Below are 18,069 nucleotides of genomic sequence, written 5' to 3' on the forward strand. Positions count from 1 at the left end.
TTGATTGCCTGCACCTTAAATTCGTCATCGTATTGCCTGTTTGCTGCCATTTTGACCTCTCCTTCTCCTCTTTGACCTTATCTAAAATCCTTGCGAAGAAGTTGTCAACTTTATTTATACAACATCAAATCGTCGCACAGGCATACCATATAGGGGATCGCATTCCATAACGCAGGAATAATTGTGCTCCAACGGAGGGATCAAATTCTCATCTGCACAGGCAATCCTCAGATCCCAAAGTTCCTTATAGGATGACATTTCCTTGTCCCTCCATCATTCGATTGACCATGTGCCTTTTCCGCGCAAAAGTCTTTGAATGCTGCACCTCTCTATGCCCATCGGTTTGATCATAATTCGCTGCGCGAGCGAATCTCTTAATCGGTCAGTCTCCTTGCAAGAAGTGTGGTCACACTCCGCTCTGGACACATTTCGATAGTCCATATAATGGTTGTGGTTTCGTGAAAAGAACGACTGAGTTCCTCCGCTTGTCCACATACATCGTACATTGAGAGTTCAGCCCCTCGAAAGATAAACAAAGCCCCCTGTACTTCTGCATCTTGTGCGGACAATTTTTCCTGCGGAAACAGATTTTTCTTCGATATGCAGAGAATATGACCTCGCTGTGATGCGAATGCCTTGATCACATCATCGAAGTCAATGTCGATCACTTGAACATCAGCGAGCATCTGCCATCCAATGAAGCGAATAAACTCTTTTGCGGCATCCACATTGGCAAAACAAAAGACTGCAGGATGACATACGGCCTCACCCGGCTCCCTCTTCTGCAGAGAAAAGAGCGGTCGCACGCATTCGGCCAGCTGCTCCTCGCTGTTTGTCCGATAGACAAGCACCATATCCTGCTTCTTGAGCAGTTCGACAGGAATCTCTGCCACGGATACATCCGCCGTTAAGAGGATTCGCCAGACCCGAACATCATCTTCGGTATGTGTCAAATCGGTTTTTTCTGTCCCTCGACAGAACCGCTTTACAGAAATACCGCATTCGATCTCACAGGTCTCCCGATGAGGATCGTATTCCCGCAATGACGGCAGCAAATCATCATGCTTGCACGCAATTCTAAGCTCGCGTGCGCCTTCGTACACTCGCATTTTCGCGCTCTCCTCACCAAGTTGATTTCCTGCATACAAATAGGGCCGGCTCAATTCACTATCCTTTGGGTACTGTATTTTTAGGGCATGGGCTGTGCTATAAAAACAAGGACTTCGTTCTTATCATGTACCTCAATCTGCCATAGAACATTTACCCCATCCGCAAAACAACCGGAGATGGCTTCCGCTTTTTCCATCACATCAAACATGGACAGCTCTGCCGATCCTCTGAAAATCAGCTGTACCCCCTGTGCTGCTCCATTCCGAGATGGTAGCTCCTCTAACGGGAGAAATTCTCCCGAGATACATCGCAGATTCCCTTTTGTCGATGCAAGAAGCGGTAAAACATCGTCCCATGTCGCACCAACCACCTGAGATTGACGCGGTGCCCATAAGCCCGACCCGCAAATATAAGCTCTTGCCGTATCAGCATCTGCAAAGCAAAGGACGGCAGGCATGGCGCATCGGTCGCCGCCATCCTCCTGCAGAGCGGTCAACCGCTCTGCACAAGCAGCAAAGTTCCTCTCAGAATCTGTGCGGTAAACACATACAATATCCTGCTCTTTTAATACCTCAGTCGGCAAGCTTTTCACCTGCACATCCGAAAGTAATATGGTGTTCCACCAAGATACTGCATCCAAAGAAATCGACTGTTCCTGGGGCGCTTCGGGATAAAATAGACGAATGGACATCCCACATAGGGACTCTCCCGCCTCTACACGGGAATAATAGTGAGCAAGTGCAGAAAACACGCTCTCATCTTCACAGGTGAGTTGAATCCCTCTGTCCATCTCATTGTCCGAAGAAGTATTTCCTTCCTCTTTGAACATCTCCTCAAACATTGTTCTCCCTCTTTTCATCTATTTCAGTCAAGATCATATTTTCCTCAGAGCAATACATAACGGTCACATCACCCCGAAAATTTAGGGCATTGCACCCCGAGATAATATTACTCCTTAAGGAGTCGCTTGCTGTGAACACGCTATATCAGGCTGCTTCGACAGTTTGTCAAAAATACGGAAAATCTGTTTTATGTCCTCCTTTGAAATGCTCATTAATGGTAAATCTACGTAATAACAAGCCTGCAAGCCGGCATGATCTTCCGGATTTTTTATATCTCTCCTCCGTAACTTCCCGGTAATTCCATCCACAACGATATCGCAAACATCCGTTGCTGCGTCACCATTTTCATCAATCGCCTTCACTAATTCTTTTCTAGTGAGATTTTTTGAAACAGCATTTGACGAAACGTATCTCAAAACGCTGAAAGTCGGATCCGACGGATGTTCTTCATTTGTGTTCGTCAAAAAGATATTCACTGCATACAACGAAGTGTCCCCGCTGCCGGAATTTGCGTCTTTGCGAAACGTCAGCCAAAGATCATCCACAATGCCATCATACGTCTCTTCATGCCTATTTATAAACGTATATCCGCATTCCTTGAATTTCGATTGTATCGCCGTAAGCAATTTATCTGCATTTCTGTACGTCATAAAGACCACATACGCAGCATTCCTATAATTCGTCGTATCATCCGTATTATTTTTATGGTCTGCCATAAAGTATCCGTCCTTTTCTATGAATTGACCCGGGTTATCTGAAATGCCGTTTGTCATAGACAAAAAGGTATCGAATTCCTTTCTTGTCAATAACTTTACCAAATCACTTATCATCAGTTTCTGCCCAGATGTATATTTGCTTCCATTGCCTCCATTCAAAAGATCCTTCATCGATTGCAGTATGTCTTCCCAACTTGCAAAAACGAAACAGACACCTTGCTTTCTTATAACATCCTTATATGCACGATAGACCGATACGCATGATTCGTGCCCCGCAATGAACAGCAGGATTTTCTCCTTATCTTTGGCTAAATCGCATAAAATTTCTGCTTCGCGAATGAGCTGATCGTCTGAGGACAGTCCGCTCTTGAACTTTACCTCAATACCAATACAGCAATTATCAAATTCCAACAAAACATCCAATTCCCCAAGATCGTGTTTCGGCCAGAATTTGATATGCTCCTCATCTCTTATATTTGTGCAATTCACGTTTTCTATGAGCTGAATCGCAGTCGGTGATTCTTCTTGCTGCTTCTCCGATTTGCGTAATGCACCGCATAGGATTGGCTGTAATCCATCACAAAAATCCATGTACCTGAATGTGCCGAAAAAATCTCCGGTCAGCTTATCCTCCAAACTGTCGGATAAGTTCGAACCGGATCGGCTGATTTTTCCATAAAATTCTTCGACCATGATTTCCTCCATTTCACCTACTTATACTTCTTCCTCATCCAATCGACTGCATCACAAATATCATTCCGCAGGCTTTTTGGCTCCAAGACCTCCACGTATTCCCCGTACTGCAGTGCCCAGTATCTCATCGCCAGTTTATTGCAGGCAACGGAAACAATGAGTTTATCCGCCTCCTCTTGAACAATGCGAAACTCCTTACCGAACCAGTCGATCAGTGCTCCTATCATGTGCTCAGAGACGCGCATCTTCACTTGCACGCTCGGACCGCTGAACATATAGATGTGCTCTGCCATGTGCTTTGGCAGACTGTAGCCTTGGACAAAATCTTCCATTTGATCCATCGGCTTGACCTTCGCATCGAGCATCTCCAGCTTCGTCATATAATCTAGGCGATAGTGAGAAAGTCGATTGCTTGTGTCGTAACTGCAGAGCAAATAATATCTGCCCTGATTCGCCACCATCTGATACGGATTCACGATGTACGGTTCTTCCCGCCTAGGGTGTAGCTTGAAATCTTTGCCATAGCTATTATAAATGAAGCTGACCTTTCGCCCTTGGTCGATGGCATCGCTTAGCACATCCAAATTCTGCAAAACAAGCGTGTTGTCCGAGTGTATGAGTTTCGGCAGATGACAAACGTGCTTTACTTTGGCATGAAAGTATTTGTTGCCAAGTGCTGTCAGCTTCTTGATCAGTCGTTCAGCCTCTTCGCCGGAAAGGGTACGGGAAAAGAGGACGCTGTCGACCAGCATCCTCAGTTCCGCATTCTCAAACTGGCGCGACATAAGGTAAATGCCGCCCTCCATGGAAATCTCATACCCCATTTCTCCCAAGAGCATAAGATTATTCTTAACCGTCTGCCGCGTACATGGAACGCCATAGTTTTTTTCCAGCAAATCCACGATTTTCTGTTGCGTCAATCGATGGTCTCTGTCCGTATATTGCTCCAAGACCTCCAAAATCATCATATTTAGAGCCTTCTTGTCCTGACGCCCATAAAGATACATACGCTCACCTCCTGAAAATGTAACACCTTTAGATCTGGTATGCAGCGATTCCTGTTATTTTTCGACGGGTATGTATCTCACATTTCCTCTCTTGCTGATTAAAGTATATCATACTCGATGTTAAAAATTTTTACCTTTTGGAGATTTTCGAAAATATTTCCGATGTTCCCAAATCTGCCCACGCTGATAGGCGTTTAAGTGTTTGAATGTGCGACGTTTTGTGGTAGAATGAGTATAGGACATACAGAACCTCCTGGTGGTGTTTGTGCAAAGATATTTTACCAGATTGATTCTGTATGTTCTGTTTTTTATGTGTCCGATTTCATTTTACAATGAACCATCAAAAGAAAGGAAAAGAGCTCTGCGAAAACTATTGGTGTTCTTTGGCGAGGTAGAACCGATCAATCTCTCTACAGTTGAGTGGAATATGCGGTACGACCGAAACATCAGTCGTACCGCATGCTGATTTCCACCTGTTACCTCGTCGCCAAGGGACTTCTGCAGACGCAGACAGACGGCAACACAAAACTGATGAATTTCCTCGATGAACAACGCATGCACCGACTCTATGAGAAATTCATCCTCGCTTATTATCAGCAAGAATTTCCGCAAATCAAATCCCGTACATCATCATCAAGTTGCATGGCAGCTTGATGATGATGTACGGGACTCGATTGTATTGTTACGGATTATCTTGAAGCTAAGAGCCACTGATCCATTCAGCCACGCCATCTTAGCGCATCATCATTACAGCGTCGCCAACATATCCTGCACGCCCTTGAGGTAGGTATCGCGTGCAAAGTTGACAAGTTCCCCCGTCTTGCGTACCTTTACCTCGATGCTGCCGCTGTCGATGGTCTTGGGTCCGATGGCGATGCGCACGGGGTAGCCGATCAGGTCGCAATCGTTGAACTTCACGCCCGCACGCTCACGGCGGTCATCAAGCAACACGTCTACGCCTGCCGCACAGAGTTCCTCGTAGATCTCCTCGGCGTATGCAAGCTGTGGCTCATCCTTTGCATTGACCGCGACAACGACGACCTCGTAAGGAGCAATCGCACGCGGCCAGATAATGCCGCTCTCGTCATGATTCTGCTCAATCGCCGCTGCCATGGTGCGTCCGACGCCGATGCCGTAGCACCCCATCTGCATGGGTCGCGACTTGCCCGTCTCATCGAGGAAGGTCGCCCCCATCGCCTCACTGTATTTCGTTCCAAGGGCGAAGATCTGTCCTGCCTCGATGCCGCGCCCGATGTGGAGATGCCCGCTCTCACAGATGGGACACGCATCCCCCTCTTCGACGAGACGGATGTCCGCCACGGTCACCGCGCCAAAGTCACGCTTCGGATTGACATTCGTATAGTGGAAATCCGCTTCGTTCGCACCAGAAACAGCGTTGTGCATCCGCATCGCCGTCTCATCGACGACGATATGCGTACCCTCCTTGATGCCGATGGGACTCATAAAGCCGGGGCAGCCGCCCGCCGCACGGATCGCCTCCTCGTCCGCCATGCGCAGCTCACGTGCGCCCGGCACGGCATTTGCGAGCTTGATCTCGTTGACCTCGTGGTCACCGCGCAGGAACGCGAGAATGAGGACATCGTCCTCCGTCTGATAGGCGACTGCTTTGATCGTCTTTTCAACGGGGATCTTGAGGTATTCTGCAAGCAGCGCAATCGTACTCGTATGCGGGGTCGCCACCTTCGCGAGCGGCAGCTCCGCCTCGTCCGGTGCATTGATCGGACGCAGTGCCGCCTTTTCATCGCTCGCCGCATAGCTGCAGGCATCGCAGCAGGCAATGCGCGACTCCCCCTCGGGCGCGAGGACGGTGAACTCCTCGGAGTGTCCGCCGCCGATCGCGCCGCTGTCCGCCTCCACCGCGCGGAAGTCCAGCCCGCAGCGCGTAAAGATATTCGTGTACGCCACCGACATCTTGCGGTAGGACTCATTCATCCCCTCGACATCCTTATCGAAAGAATAAAGGTCTTTCATGATAAACTCGCGGCTGCGCATGACACCGAAGCGTGGACGGCGCTCATCGCGGAACTTGTCCTGAATCTGATAGAGCAGGACGGGCAGCTGCTTGTACGAGCGCAGTTCATCGCGCACGAGTGCCGTAATCATCTCCTCATGCGTCGGCCCCATGCAGAACTCGCGGTCATGGCGATCCTTGACACGGATCATCTCCGCGCCGTACGCACCCCAGCGACCACTCTCCTCCCAGAGTTCGGACGGCTGGAGGATCGGCATCATGATCTCCTGTCCGCCTGCCGCATCCATCTCCTCACGGATGATCTGCTCGATCTTGCGGATCGTACGCCACGCAAGCGGCAGATAGGTATACATACCACCCGCCGACTTGCGTATGAGCCCAGCACGATACATGAGCTGATGGCTGGCGATCTCCGCCTCTGCGGGTGTGTTTCTTAGTGTGGGCGCATACAGATTCGTGGCTCTCATGACGTTTTGCGTTCCTCCAATATCATATCAATCTCCCGAAAGAGTTCTGGCAGCAGTTCTTCTTCCTTTACCTTGCGCACGACTTCGCCCTTGCGAAAAATGAGTCCTTCGCCGTTTCCGCCCGCAATGCCGACATCCGCGCCCCGCGCCTCGCCGGGTCCGTTGACGACGCAGCCCATCACGGCGACCTCGATGGGATCCTCCATGCCGCGCAGACGTTCCTCGACCTTCTCCGCGATCTCCACGAGGTTGATGCTCGTACGTCCGCAGGTCGGACAGGCGACGAGTGTCGGCCCGTATTCTTTGAGTCCGAGTGCCTTGAGGATCTCGTTCGCTGTGCGCACCTCGACCACGGGATCTCCCGTCAGCGAGATGCGGATAGTGTCGCCGATGCCCTCCGCAAGGAGCGCACCGACACCGACGGAGGACTTGATGATCCCCGTGCCTGCCGTACCTGCCTCCGTGATGCCGAGATGGAGCGGATAGTCCACGCGCTCACTCATCAGACGGTATGCCGCAAGCGTCAGCGGCACATCGTGCGCCTTAAGCGAGATCTTCATATCGTAGAAGTCCAGCTCCTCAAGCACACGTACGTGCTCCATGGCGGATTCGACCAATGCTTCTGCCGTTACGCCGCCGTACTTCGTGAGAATCTTGTGATCGAGCGAACCAGCGTTAACACCGATACGGATGGGGATTCCTCCCTCACGTGCTGCCGCAACGACCTTCTTGACGCGCTCCATCCCGCCGATGTTGCCGGGGTTGATGCGCAGTGCCGCAACGCCCTGCGCCATCGCCTCAAGGGCAAGCTTGTAGTCGAAGTGGATGTCGGCGACGAGCGGCGTCTTGACCTGCCGAACAATATTGCCGAGATTTTTCGCCGCCTCCATATCGGGTACGGCAACGCGTACAATGTCACAGCCCGCCGCCGCAAGTTCACGGATCTGCTGAACGGTCGCCTCCGTGTCCGTCGTCTTCGTATTGCACATGGACTGCACGGAGATCGGAGCACCTCCCCCAATGGGGATCGTTCCAATGTGAATTTTCCGTGTGCTGCGTCGTTCATAGTTTGCCATAGCGCGGTTCAGCCTCCTGCAAAGATGCGCATTACATCATTCTTCATCGCGAGCAGCATGAGCAGTACGATGAGTCCTACACCTGCATTCTGAATATAGTGCATGACCTTCGGGCTGAGCGGCTTACCACGCACTGCCTCGACACAGAGCGTGAGGAAATGCCCGCCATCAAGAGCGGGAACGGGCAGGAGGTTAATGATCGCGAGGTTGAGGCTGAGCAGTGCCGCAAAGTTCAGCAGCGGTACAATGCCCATCTCCGCAACCTCACCCGCCATCTGCGCGACCCCGATGGGACCTGCAAGCTCCGAACCCGAGAGTTCGAGAATAATGCGATAGAGTGCATCCAACATCATCATGACGATCATCGTCGTCCGCTCGAATGCCATGCTAATCGACTGGAAAAAGCCGGGGTATGTACTCTCGTAGGCGTTCACGATGCCGATGACACCCCGATCATGCGCCGCATCGTAATGCGGTGTCACACTGACCGTCAGCTCCTGCCCTGCCCGATCAACCTGCATAGTCATCGGAACGGTTCCATGATTCGTACGGATGACATCCACCATCTCCTGCCACGTTTTGATAGGGTGACCATCAATGGCAAGAATGCGGTCATTCGCCATAAGCCCCGCCTGTGCCGCAGGATTATCTGCAAGTACCGTGCCAAGGACAGGTGCGGGATTTGGCGTCTGTACGCCGGCAAAGAAGAAGATGCCAAAAAAGAGTACGACAGGCAGGATAAAATTCATCGCCGAACCCGCGAGAATCACAATCATACGTGAGAGAATCGGCTTACGGCAGTAGCCGCGATCTCCTGCGTCATTGTCGTCCGCATTCATCCCCGCAATATCGTTGAAGCCGCCAAGCGGTACTATGCGGATCGAATAAACTGTTTCGCCATAACGAAAGCTGACGAGGCGCGGTCCGAACCCGACCGCAAATTCGTCTACACGCATCCCCGTCAGCTTCGCCGTAATAAAATGCCCGAGTTCATGTACAAAGACAAGCAGTCCAAAGACAAACACCGTGGCAAGTATTTTTTCTAACATCCGGTCTCCTTTTATCGAAGCACAAAGTACATCGTATAGTAGTAGACGAGCGGTGCCGTGAAGAGAACACTGTCAAAGCGATCCCATACGCCGCCATGACCCGGGATAATCGCTCCCGAATCCTTGATCCCCGTATGACGCTTCATCAGTGACTCCACGAGATCGCCAAACGTCCCCAGAATGGCAATCGCCGCGCCAAGTGCCGCCATTTGTGTGAGCGGCATCTGAAGGAGATATCCGAGTCCCGTCACGGCGGCTACCGTGCCGAGGAGTCCCCCCAGAAATCCCTCCATCGTCTTGTTTGGGCTGATCGCGGGAGCGAGCTTATGAGAGCCAAAGGCGCGCCCTGCAAAGTAAGCAAAGCTGTCACTTGCCCACGTCCCGATGAACATGACCCAGACCATCGCCGTCCCGAGATCAAATGTCTCGACCGGCGTGACGTAGCTGCCCACGGAAAGATAGCGCAGCATGATAAGATGGGCAAACGGCAGACCGATGTAGCAAATTCCGGCAACCGAAACACATACATCCGGCACGGACACATCACCGCGCAGAATCACCGAGGTGAGCAGCGCAAGTACAACAGATGCCATGAGTGCAAAGAGGATCACATCCAACCGCCCCAAATAGCCACCGTAGAGCATTCCGCCGATGCCGAGAAGCCCCGTAAAAAGTGCGGGGTTCCCACCGCGGCGTGAAAAGGCACGTGTGAACTCAAACCACGCGAGTACGGCGAGCACAGCCGCGCCGATAGCGAACGCCGTCCCTCCCCGTTGAATCACATAAGCAGCAAGCGCAATACCGATCGTTCCGGAAATAATACGTGTAATCAAATCCAGCCTCCCGTTTATTCCTGAGCATCCAGCCCGCCAAAGCGGCGGCTGCGCCCTGCAAAATCCTCAATGGCGCGCGACAGTTCCTCCGGCGTAAAATCCGGCCAATGCGTCTCCGTGAAGTACAGTTCCGCATACGCCGACTGCCAGAGGAGGAAATTGCTGAGGCGAAGGTCTCCGCTCGTACGGATAAAGAGATCGACAGGTGGATCACCCGCCGTATCAAGTGCATTGGAAAAGAATGTCTCGTCGATTTCCTCGGGCGTGATCTCCCCTGCCGCCGCACGCTGCGCAATGGAGCGGACGGCGCGCAGGATCTCATCCTGACTGCCATAGTTCGCTGCAAGATTAAAGCGCATCCCCGTATTATGCCCCGTGCGCTCCTCCGTATCCTCCATCCGCCGAAGAAAGCGATCCGTAAAGCGATCACGGCGTCCCAAAAACCGCATACGCACATTTTGCGCATGGATCTCCGCGATCTCCTTCGCCAGAAAGGAATCGAAGAGATTGAGCAGAAAGTCAACCTCACGGTGCGGACGCTTCCAATTCTCCGTAGAAAACGCATAGACCGTCAGTACCTCGACCCCCATGTTCGAGGCAGCCCGTACAATGCGTTTCAGCGTGCGTGCCCCCGCCTCGTGCCCCGCTGAGCGAGAGCGTCCTTGTGCCTTCGCCCAGCGCCCATTTCCATCCATAACAATAGCAATATGGCGGGGCATGCGTTCGCGGTCTACCGCTAAATTGGAAAGAAGATCATCCCCATCGGGGGCTGGCGTACTTTTCCCGCCGCCGAATATCTTTTTCCACATACTGAACCTTTCCCTTTCCCCTACCGGATTTCGATTTTACCAAAACACCCTTCCGACATTATATGCCGGAAGGGGCTGTAACTACTCAGCGAAAGCATCTTCCCAAGCGGCTACGGAAGCACTGCGCGCCGGTGCCGCCGTCAGTGTGAGCACAGGAACGCCCTTTCTCTCACGCACACGGATCACATAGGGAGATGCAGGATCCACTGCAAAAAAATCCCGTGGAGAATGCGTTTCAAGCAATTCATAGGATCTCTCGTCCGCCTCTATCTGCGGACGCACCTTTGCCCACGGCCGCGCCAAACGGAGATCTGCCATCAGATCTCCATGACCTCTTTTTCCTTCGCCGCGCGCATCTCTTCCATCTGCTTGACGAATTTATCCACAAGCTTTTGCACGGAATCCTGTCCGCGCTTGGACTCGTCCTCGTTGATCTCCTTGTCCTTCTCAAGCTTTTTGATCGCCTCATTCGCATCGCGGCGAATGTTGCGCAGTGCAACCTTTGCCTCCTCCGTCTTCTTACCGACTGTCTTGATGAGTTCCTTGCGGCGCTCCTGTGTCGGCTGCGGAATCGCGAGGCGAATCACCGTACCGTCCGAGTTCGGCGAGAGCCCGAGATCGGACTTCGAGATCGCAATCTCGATCTCATGCAGGATGGACTTCTCCCACGGCGTAATGACAATCATGTGCGGCTCGGGAACCGTCACTTTCGCGAGCTGGTTGACTGAAGTCGGCGTGCCGTAGTACGGTACCATCACCTTGTCCAGCAAATTCGGCGTTGCACGTCCCGCGCGCAGAGATGAGAACTCCCGACGGAGTGCTTCAATCGCCTTGTTCATATTTTCCTCATGCTTCGAGAGAATTTCCTTTATCATACAGCTTCGCCTCCTACGGTCGTTCCAATCGGCTCTCCAAACGATGCGCGCGCAATATTTTCATGCGTGTCGATATTAAACACCACAATGGGAATCTTGTTTTCCATACACAGGCTCGTCGCCGTCGCATCCATGACCGCAAGCCCCTTCTTAAGAATATCGATGTAGGTTAGCGTCTCAAAACGCTTCGCAGCAGGGTTCTTGTTTGGATCGGAATCATAGATGCCATCCGTCCCCTTCTTCGCCATAAGAATCACATCCGCCTCGATCTCGGCAGCACGCAGTGCCGCAGTCGTATCCGTCGAGAAATATGGATTGCCCGTACCCGCACCAAAGATCACGACGCGCCCCTTCTCCATGTGGCGAATCGCACGGCGGCGAATGTACGGCTCCGCGACCTGTCGCATCTCGATGGCACTCTGTACGCGCGTATCGACATCCTGCTTTTCGAGCGCATCCTGAAGTGCGAGTGCATTCATCACCGTCGCCATCATGCCCATGTAATCCGCAGTTGTACGATCCATCCCCTTCGCGCTGCCCGCAAGCCCGCGCCATATATTGCCGCCCCCGACAACAATCGCAACATCAATGCCGTGATCCCGCACCTTCTTGATCTGCGCGGCAATCTCCTCGACAACATCGGGATTGATCCCAAAGCCCTGATCTCCTGCCAGAGCCTCCCCGCTGAGTTTCAAAACGACACGGCGATATTTCGCTTCCACGATGACTCCTCCTGTCTGTTCTTTGCGCCATTATAGCATACTTCGTTAAAAAAATCCTGTGTCTGTCTGCAAAAAAGGGGCGCCGTGCAAAGCAAAATCCGCTTCACACAACTGCCCCTTCACTTCATGCTCTTACTGCATCTGTGCAGCAACCTCCGCAGCGAAATCTTCCTGCTTCTTCTCGATGCCCTCGCCAAGCTGGAAACGCGTAAACGCCTTGACCTGGACATCGCCCAGCACAGCAGAAACCTTCTGATCGGGATCCTTCACGAACTTCTGCTCAAGGAGGCATACCTCCTCGTAGAACTTGTTGATGCGTCCCTCAACCATCTTCTCGATGATCTTTTCCGGCTTGCCCTCCTCAAGAGCCTGCTTGCGGAGTACTTCCTTCTCATGCTCAATGTCATCCGCCGTCACACCGGAACGATCAATCGCAATCGGCGATGCCGCTGCAATCTGCATCGCGATGTCCTTGCCCAGCTGTTCATCACCGCCCGAAAGCTCCACAAGTACGCCGATCTTGCCGCCCATGTGGATATACGCTGCAACGCGGCCTGCGCTCTCATAGCGTGCAAAACGGCGCAGCGAAATCTTCTCGCCGATCGTCGCCGTTGCCTCAGTGATGAGAGATGCAACATCCTTGCCATCAAGCGTGCTTGCATTCAGCGCGTCCAGATCTGCGGGATTCGTTTCCGCAATGTGCTTGGCAACCTTCGCGCTCAGTTCACGGAACTGCTCATTGCCCGCTGCAAAGTCCGTCTCGCAGTTGATCTCGACAACGGCACCGACCTTTGCATCCGCCGTGAGATATGCCGTCACAGCGCCCTCGGCCGCGATGCGTCCAGCCTTCTTCTCCGCCTTTGCAATCCCCTTCTCGCGCAGATAGTCGATTGCCTTCTGCATATCGCCATCGGTCTCCGCGAGTGCCTTCTTGCAGTCCATCATTCCCGCGCCTGTGCGCTCGCGCAGTTCCTTCACCATTGCAGCACTAATTGCCATTGTAGTTCCTCCCAAATATTACATAAAAAGGGGTAAGGGATAACAGTCCCTTACCCCTCTGCTCATTTCTTTACTCTGCCGCAGCCGTCTCCGGTGCGCCGCCCTGATTGCCCTCGAGCACAGCATCCGCCATGCAGCCCGTAAGAAGCTTCACCGCACGGATCGCGTCGTCGTTGCCCGGGATCACATAGTCGATCTCATCCGGGTCACAGTTCGTATCGACGATTGCAACAATGGGGATATTCAGCTTGCGTGCCTCGGCGACTGCAATACGCTCCTTGCGCGGGTCAACCACAAAGAGTGCCCCCGGCAGACGGTTCATATCCTTGATGCCGCCCAGATAGCGCTCAAGCTTCTCCTTCTCGTGGCGAAGCCCCTGCACCTCTTTCTTCGTCAGCACCTCGAACGTACCGTTCTCCTCCATCTCCTCAAGCGTCTTGAGGCGGTGAACACGACGCTGAATCGTCTGGAAGTTCGTCATCATGCCGCCAAGCCAGCGCTCATTGACATAGAACATATTCGCACGCAGAGCCTCCTCACGGATTGCCTCCTGCGCCTGCTTCTTCGTACCGATGAAGAGAACCGACTTGCCTTCCTGTGCAACACTGCGGAGAAAGTTGTACGCCTCGTCCACCTTGCGCACTGTCTTCTGCAGATCGATAATGTAGATACCGTTGCGCTCCGTGAAGATGTAGCGTGCCATCTTCGGGTTCCAGCGGCGCGTCTGATGTCCGAAGTGGACACCTGCCTCCAGAAGCTGTTTCATAGAAATTACTGCCATTTGAGTGTACCTCCTGTTGTTCTTCCGCGCCCCTCATCTGCTGCACCACCACACAGAGTGCGGCACAGAGCAGCTATCGGGCACGCGTGATTTTTAAGGAATCGCTGATAAAATGAAGTCTGTCTGATTGGTGCAGATTTTTTGTCCTGTCAAGGAGACAAACCGGACACATAGCAAAGGTTATGTGGAGGATTTGTCGACGATGGCAGGGCGAAAAAGATGTGCCAAGATGGCAGTACTGAATTTATCAGTGCTTCCTAAACACTGCGGGATATTATAGCATAAGACGTTCCGTAAAACAACGTCCTTTCAAAAAAACTTACAAAAAAAGAGAGCCATACGGCTCCCCACTTCTCAAATGCAATATTGACGAACTTCGTTTGATCGGTAGTTCCCTAAGAAATCCTCAATGCGGACGCGCAGGCATCTCCGTCACATCCACACCCTTCGGCGCATAGAGAATGATCGTACTGGACACCACACGCGCCGTACCATGCAGGACATAGCACGCACCGTTCAGGAAGTCGCAGACGCGACGGCGATCTGCCTCATTCAAGCAGTCGAAATTAACCGTCACGGCAATCCCCTGCTTGAGCTGTGTCACCGCAACACCCACATCATCATAGCGGCGCGGACGATGAATGCGAACCTTGAGTTCGGACACCTTCGTCGTATGCACCGTGAGGGGCGTCCCGCCATCCCCCGTAGAGGGCGTACGCGCAGAGGAGGACGCGCCGTATGTAGCGGTCGAAAAGGATACCGTGCCGCCATTGGCAACCCGACGCTGTTCCACAGAGGCTGTGCGCTGCGTCTCCGCCTTTGCAGTCTGTTCGCGCTGCTCCTGTTCCTCCTCGTACTCCTCATCATCCGCAATCGGGATAAATGAGTCCACTACACGTGAAGTCATATTTTTCATGCGTGAAATCAACGAGGTTGCACCCATTTCCCTCTTCCTTCCTGCCTATATCATACGCAAAATATAGCGACAATTTCTCATTTTGTTAACGGTGCCATACTAGCACATTTCCTTCAGAAATGCAAGGTAATCAACATGAAACAAAAACTTCCCGACCACCATGGGTCTTTTTTCCTGTTTTATTTCCTTGCATTCTTTGCCGCACGGCCACGTGCCGTGCGATCAAGAATTGCCTTGCGCAGACGAATGTTCTCCGGCGTCACCTCGACCAGCTCATCATCATTGATGTACTCAAGCGCCTGCTCAAGACTCAGAATGCGCGGCGGTGTAAGGCGAATCGCCTCATCCGAGGCAGACGTACGCATATTCGTAACGTTCTTCTTCTTGCATGGATTGATGTCCATGTCAATATCACGCGTATTCTCGCCGACAATCATGCCCTCATAGACCTGCTGCCCCGGCGAGATGAACATCGTTCCACGATCCTGCAAAGAGAAGATGCCATAGCCTGTCGTCTCCCCCTGCTCAAACGCCACAAGCGACCCGCGCGAACGCCCACTCATATCGCCCTTGTACGGTACGTATCCATGAAAGACATGGTTCATGATGCCGTTGCCCTTCGTATTCGTCAGCAGCTCGGAGCGGAAACCAATCAGCCCGCGTGCAGGAATAAAGAACTCCATGCGAATATAGCCCGACAGCTCAGTCATATTCGACAGCTCCGCCTTGCGTGTGCCGAGTGCCTCCATGACCGCGCCCATGTACTCCTGCGGCACCTCGACCGTCAGATTCTCCATCGGTTCGCATTTCTGCCCATTGATCATCTTGTAGACAACCTCTGGTTTGCCAACCTGCAGCTCGTACCCTTCACGGCGCATCTGCTCAATCAGGATCGAGAGGTGCAGCTCACCGCGTCCCGAAACCTTGAACACATCCGCCGAGTCTGTCTCCTCAACACGCATCGCAACATTCGTCTCAATCTCCTTAAAGAGTCGGTCGCGAATATGACGTGACGTGACGAACTGCCCCTCACGCCCCGCAAAAGGACTCGTGTTGACACCGAACGTCATCGACAGCGTCGGCTCGTCAATATTGATCGTCGGCAGCGCCTCGGGATTCTCGGCATCCGCCACCGTATAGCCGATGCTCACATCACCGAGTCCCGTCAGTGCGACGATTTCCCCCATACCGGCCTCGTCGATCTCAACGCGTTTTAGCCCCTGATAGACATAGACCTTGCCAATCTTCGCCTTCGTCTCATGATCGCCACTGATGACAACGACGGACTGATTTGGACGAACCGAACCGCGAATAATGCGTCCAATCGCGACACGTCCGACATAGTCATCCGCCTCAAGCGTCGTCACCATCATCTGCAGAGGACCATCCGCATCCCCCTGCGGTGCAGGGATCTCCTTCACAATCGTCTGCATCAGCGGTTCCAGATTGTCACTCTCGTCCTCCATCTTGAACTTTGCAACACCATCGCGCGCCGTCGCATAGATCACCGGGAAGTCAAGCTGATCGTCGTCCGCATCGAGTTCCATAAAGAGTTCCAGAACCTCATCATAGACATCATCCACGCGCTGATCCGGGCGGTCAATCTTGTTGATAACAACGATCGGCTTGAGCTTCTGCTCAAGCGCCTTGCGCAGCACATACTTCGTCTGCGGCATCGGTCCCTCAAACGCATCGACAAGGAGGAGCACGCCATCCACCATATTGAGGACGCGCTCTACCTCACCGCCAAAGTCTGCATGGCCCGGTGTATCTACAATATTGATCTTAATATCATCGTAGAGAATTGCCGTGTTCTTCGAGAGAATCGTAATGCCGCGCTCTCGCTCAATATCCCCCGAGTCCATCACGCGCTCGCTCACCTGCTCGTTCGAGCGGAACACATGACTCTGCCGCAGCATCGCATCCACCAACGTTGTCTTGCCGTGATCAACGTGTGCAATGATCGCAATATTGCGCAGCTTTTCATTCGTCGCCATAGAATATATATGCCTCCCCATAGTTTTCCGTGCATAAAGATAGCTTGTCTATCTTATTATAGGAACGACGCTTTGTCAACATTTTTATGAGCTGATGCTATTATTTGGAGAAAGAAAAAGCCCTCACAGTGTGAGGACTCCTGATTACAGTATTACTTTCCCTTGTTCTGGGCTTCCACCGAGCGCTGCCAGTTCTTGTAGAACTGCTCGGAGAGCGCCGAGAACGTCGCAACCGTATTTCCGTCCGATTTGTTTGCACGCACCTCATAGGTGTAAAGCAACTCGTTCGTCCCGGAGCGGAATACATCGAAGAAGAACGTCGTACGACTGTTGTTCGCAACCGTCAAAATAATGTAGGCATCCGCATAGGAGGCAACATGTTCCTTGAAAATCTTTGCAGCCTCACGACGTGGGAGTGCCTTGAGATCAATACTGTCATCCTTTTTAATCCCGTTTGCCACCACATCATAGCTCACAATATTGGCGTGCGTGATCCGACTGGCATCCGAAACCACCTGCGTCAGAACCTCAAGCGAGGGAGCCGTATCCTCCACCTGCATATAGAGAGGAGCACCAATCGCAAGACGATTGACATTCGTGATGACAGCACCTTCCGGCAATGTAACCTTGTCAGAGTAGGCGGACGCCCCTGCCTGCATACCAAACAGCGTAAGACACAAAACAAGCGCCATCTGGACGAATCTCTTCATAAACATATCTCCTCCTTAACCGCATGGCAAAATATCATTTGTTTTGCCTTTTTGTCATTCTACACTATAACATGATATTTGACAAGAAAAAGTAAATGAGAGAACAAAAAACCGTATCAAAAACGATACGGTCAAACTCAATGGCAGGGGCAGTAAGACTTGAACTCACAACCTACGGTTTTGGAGACCGTTGCTCTACCAGTTGAGCTATACCCCTATGGGGCGACTTATGGGGATCGAACCCATGTATGCTGGAGCCACAATCCAGTGTGTTAACCACTTCACCAAAGCCGCCATTATAAAATTTTATAAAAGGAACTCGCAAACCACACGATCTACGAGTCCCTTTGCGGCAACTACCTACTCTCCCACGTCGTCTCCAACGAAGTACCCTCGGCCTTTGAACGCTTAACTACTGTGTTCGGAATGGGAACAGGTGGAACCGTTCAGGCATCATCACCGCATCTTCTTGAG

The 18,069-nt window shown here is 52.2% G+C and carries 19 protein-coding genes, 2 tRNA genes and 1 rRNA gene; 2 read left to right on the forward strand and 20 right to left on the reverse strand.

The genetic code is table 11. The annotated features are described in order from the left end of the window. Positions 1 to 374: 374 nt before the first annotated feature. The 4 genes from C8273_RS12360 to C8273_RS12375 all read right to left on the reverse strand — a co-directional run bounded on the left by C8273_RS12360 (position 375) and on the right by C8273_RS12375 (position 4,368). Positions 375 to 1,109, reverse strand: coding sequence for a hypothetical protein (locus tag C8273_RS12360; RefSeq protein WP_106628001.1), 735 nt, complete (start codon positions 1,107 to 1,109; stop codon positions 375 to 377). A gap of 80 nt (positions 1,110 to 1,189) precedes the next feature. Continuing rightward, on the reverse strand, positions 1,190 to 1,951 hold the full coding sequence (locus tag C8273_RS12365) for a hypothetical protein (protein WP_106628002.1): 762 nt from the start codon (positions 1,949 to 1,951) through the stop codon (positions 1,190 to 1,192). Positions 1,952 to 2,065: 114 nt separating this feature from the next. Further along, positions 2,066 to 3,361: a PD-(D/E)XK nuclease family protein gene (locus C8273_RS12370; protein WP_106628017.1), complete on the reverse strand. Its 1,296-nt coding sequence runs from the start codon at positions 3,359 to 3,361 to the stop codon at positions 2,066 to 2,068. A gap of 17 nt (positions 3,362 to 3,378) precedes the next feature. Beyond that, positions 3,379 to 4,368, reverse strand: coding sequence for a helix-turn-helix transcriptional regulator (locus C8273_RS12375; protein WP_106628003.1), 990 nt, complete (start codon positions 4,366 to 4,368; stop codon positions 3,379 to 3,381). Between the two features lie 459 nt (positions 4,369 to 4,827). On the opposite strand from C8273_RS12375, the gene C8273_RS12685 reads away from it, so the two are divergent. Continuing rightward, a complete protein-coding gene (locus C8273_RS12685; RefSeq protein WP_159060774.1) occupies positions 4,828 to 5,022 on the forward strand; it encodes a hypothetical protein in 195 nt (64 codons plus the stop codon). A gap of 93 nt (positions 5,023 to 5,115) precedes the next feature. Here the strand turns inward: C8273_RS12685 and C8273_RS12380 are convergent, their stop codons facing one another. The 10 genes from C8273_RS12380 to rpsB all read right to left on the reverse strand — a co-directional run bounded on the left by C8273_RS12380 (position 5,116) and on the right by rpsB (position 13,972). Then, positions 5,116 to 6,828, reverse strand: a complete 1,713-nt coding sequence (locus C8273_RS12380; protein WP_106628004.1) for a proline--tRNA ligase — start codon at positions 6,826 to 6,828, stop codon at positions 5,116 to 5,118. Continuing rightward, the gene (gene ispG, locus C8273_RS12385; protein WP_106628005.1) at positions 6,825 to 7,904 is read right to left on the reverse strand and encodes a flavodoxin-dependent (E)-4-hydroxy-3-methylbut-2-enyl-diphosphate synthase; all 1,080 of its coding nucleotides are present in this window, start codon (positions 7,902 to 7,904) and stop codon (positions 6,825 to 6,827) included. The genes C8273_RS12380 and ispG overlap by 4 nt, the downstream gene beginning before the upstream one ends. A gap of 8 nt (positions 7,905 to 7,912) precedes the next feature. Beyond that, a complete protein-coding gene (gene rseP / locus C8273_RS12390; protein ID WP_106628006.1) occupies positions 7,913 to 8,953 on the reverse strand; it encodes an RIP metalloprotease RseP in 1,041 nt (346 codons plus the stop codon). Positions 8,954 to 8,964: 11 nt separating this feature from the next. Beyond that, on the reverse strand, positions 8,965 to 9,786 hold the full coding sequence (locus tag C8273_RS12395; protein ID WP_106628007.1) for a phosphatidate cytidylyltransferase: 822 nt from the start codon (positions 9,784 to 9,786) through the stop codon (positions 8,965 to 8,967). Positions 9,787 to 9,800: 14 nt separating this feature from the next. Further along, positions 9,801 to 10,595, reverse strand: coding sequence for an isoprenyl transferase (locus C8273_RS12400; RefSeq protein ID WP_106628008.1), 795 nt, complete (start codon positions 10,593 to 10,595; stop codon positions 9,801 to 9,803). Positions 10,596 to 10,676: 81 nt separating this feature from the next. Beyond that, positions 10,677 to 10,913 carry a hypothetical protein gene (locus tag C8273_RS12405; RefSeq protein WP_106628009.1) on the reverse strand — a complete coding sequence of 79 codons (237 nt, stop codon included), beginning with the start codon at positions 10,911 to 10,913 and terminating at the stop codon, positions 10,677 to 10,679. Next, on the reverse strand, positions 10,913 to 11,470 hold the full coding sequence (frr, locus tag C8273_RS12410) for a ribosome recycling factor (RefSeq protein ID WP_106628010.1): 558 nt from the start codon (positions 11,468 to 11,470) through the stop codon (positions 10,913 to 10,915). Before frr ends, C8273_RS12405 begins: the two co-directional genes overlap by 1 nt. Next, positions 11,467 to 12,192 (reverse strand): UMP kinase, encoded by a 726-nt coding sequence (pyrH, locus tag C8273_RS12415; RefSeq protein WP_106628011.1) that lies wholly within the window; start codon positions 12,190 to 12,192, stop codon positions 11,467 to 11,469. The genes frr and pyrH overlap by 4 nt, the downstream gene beginning before the upstream one ends. Before the next feature lie 132 nt (positions 12,193 to 12,324). Then, the gene (tsf, locus tag C8273_RS12420) at positions 12,325 to 13,191 is read right to left on the reverse strand and encodes a translation elongation factor Ts (RefSeq protein ID WP_106628012.1); all 867 of its coding nucleotides are present in this window, start codon (positions 13,189 to 13,191) and stop codon (positions 12,325 to 12,327) included. Between the two features lie 70 nt (positions 13,192 to 13,261). Further along, entirely contained in the window at positions 13,262 to 13,972 is a 711-nt protein-coding gene (gene rpsB / locus C8273_RS12425; RefSeq protein ID WP_106628013.1) for a 30S ribosomal protein S2, read from the reverse strand. A gap of 127 nt (positions 13,973 to 14,099) precedes the next feature. Here rpsB and C8273_RS13525 point away from each other — a divergent pair, with 127 nt between their 5' ends. Next, on the forward strand, positions 14,100 to 14,252 hold the full coding sequence (locus C8273_RS13525) for a secretion protein HlyD (protein ID WP_407695418.1): 153 nt from the start codon (positions 14,100 to 14,102) through the stop codon (positions 14,250 to 14,252). 126 nt (positions 14,253 to 14,378) lie between these two features. Here the strand turns inward: C8273_RS13525 and C8273_RS12435 are convergent, their stop codons facing one another. The 6 genes from C8273_RS12435 to rrf form a co-directional block, all read right to left on the reverse strand. Further along, on the reverse strand, positions 14,379 to 14,915 hold the full coding sequence (locus tag C8273_RS12435) for a cell division protein SepF (protein ID WP_106628014.1): 537 nt from the start codon (positions 14,913 to 14,915) through the stop codon (positions 14,379 to 14,381). Between the two features lie 152 nt (positions 14,916 to 15,067). After that, on the reverse strand, positions 15,068 to 16,885 hold the full coding sequence (gene typA, locus C8273_RS12440) for a translational GTPase TypA (protein ID WP_106628015.1): 1,818 nt from the start codon (positions 16,883 to 16,885) through the stop codon (positions 15,068 to 15,070). A 152-nt stretch (positions 16,886 to 17,037) separates the two neighbouring features. Beyond that, a complete protein-coding gene (locus C8273_RS12445) occupies positions 17,038 to 17,595 on the reverse strand; it encodes a coenzyme F(420) biosynthesis enzyme (protein ID WP_106628016.1) in 558 nt (185 codons plus the stop codon). Positions 17,596 to 17,736: 141 nt separating this feature from the next. After that, a tRNA-Trp gene (locus C8273_RS12450) sits at positions 17,737 to 17,812 on the reverse strand. A 1-nt stretch (position 17,813) separates the two neighbouring features. Further along, positions 17,814 to 17,889: transfer RNA gene (locus C8273_RS12455), tRNA-His, on the reverse strand. Between the two features lie 53 nt (positions 17,890 to 17,942). Beyond that, a 5S ribosomal RNA gene (gene rrf, locus C8273_RS12460) occupies positions 17,943 to 18,059 on the reverse strand. Positions 18,060 to 18,069: the final 10 nt, after the last annotated feature.

Source organism: Candidatus Centipeda massiliensis, assembly GCF_900290285.1.
Taxonomy (GTDB): Bacteria; Bacillota; Negativicutes; order Selenomonadales; family Selenomonadaceae; genus Centipeda; species Centipeda massiliensis.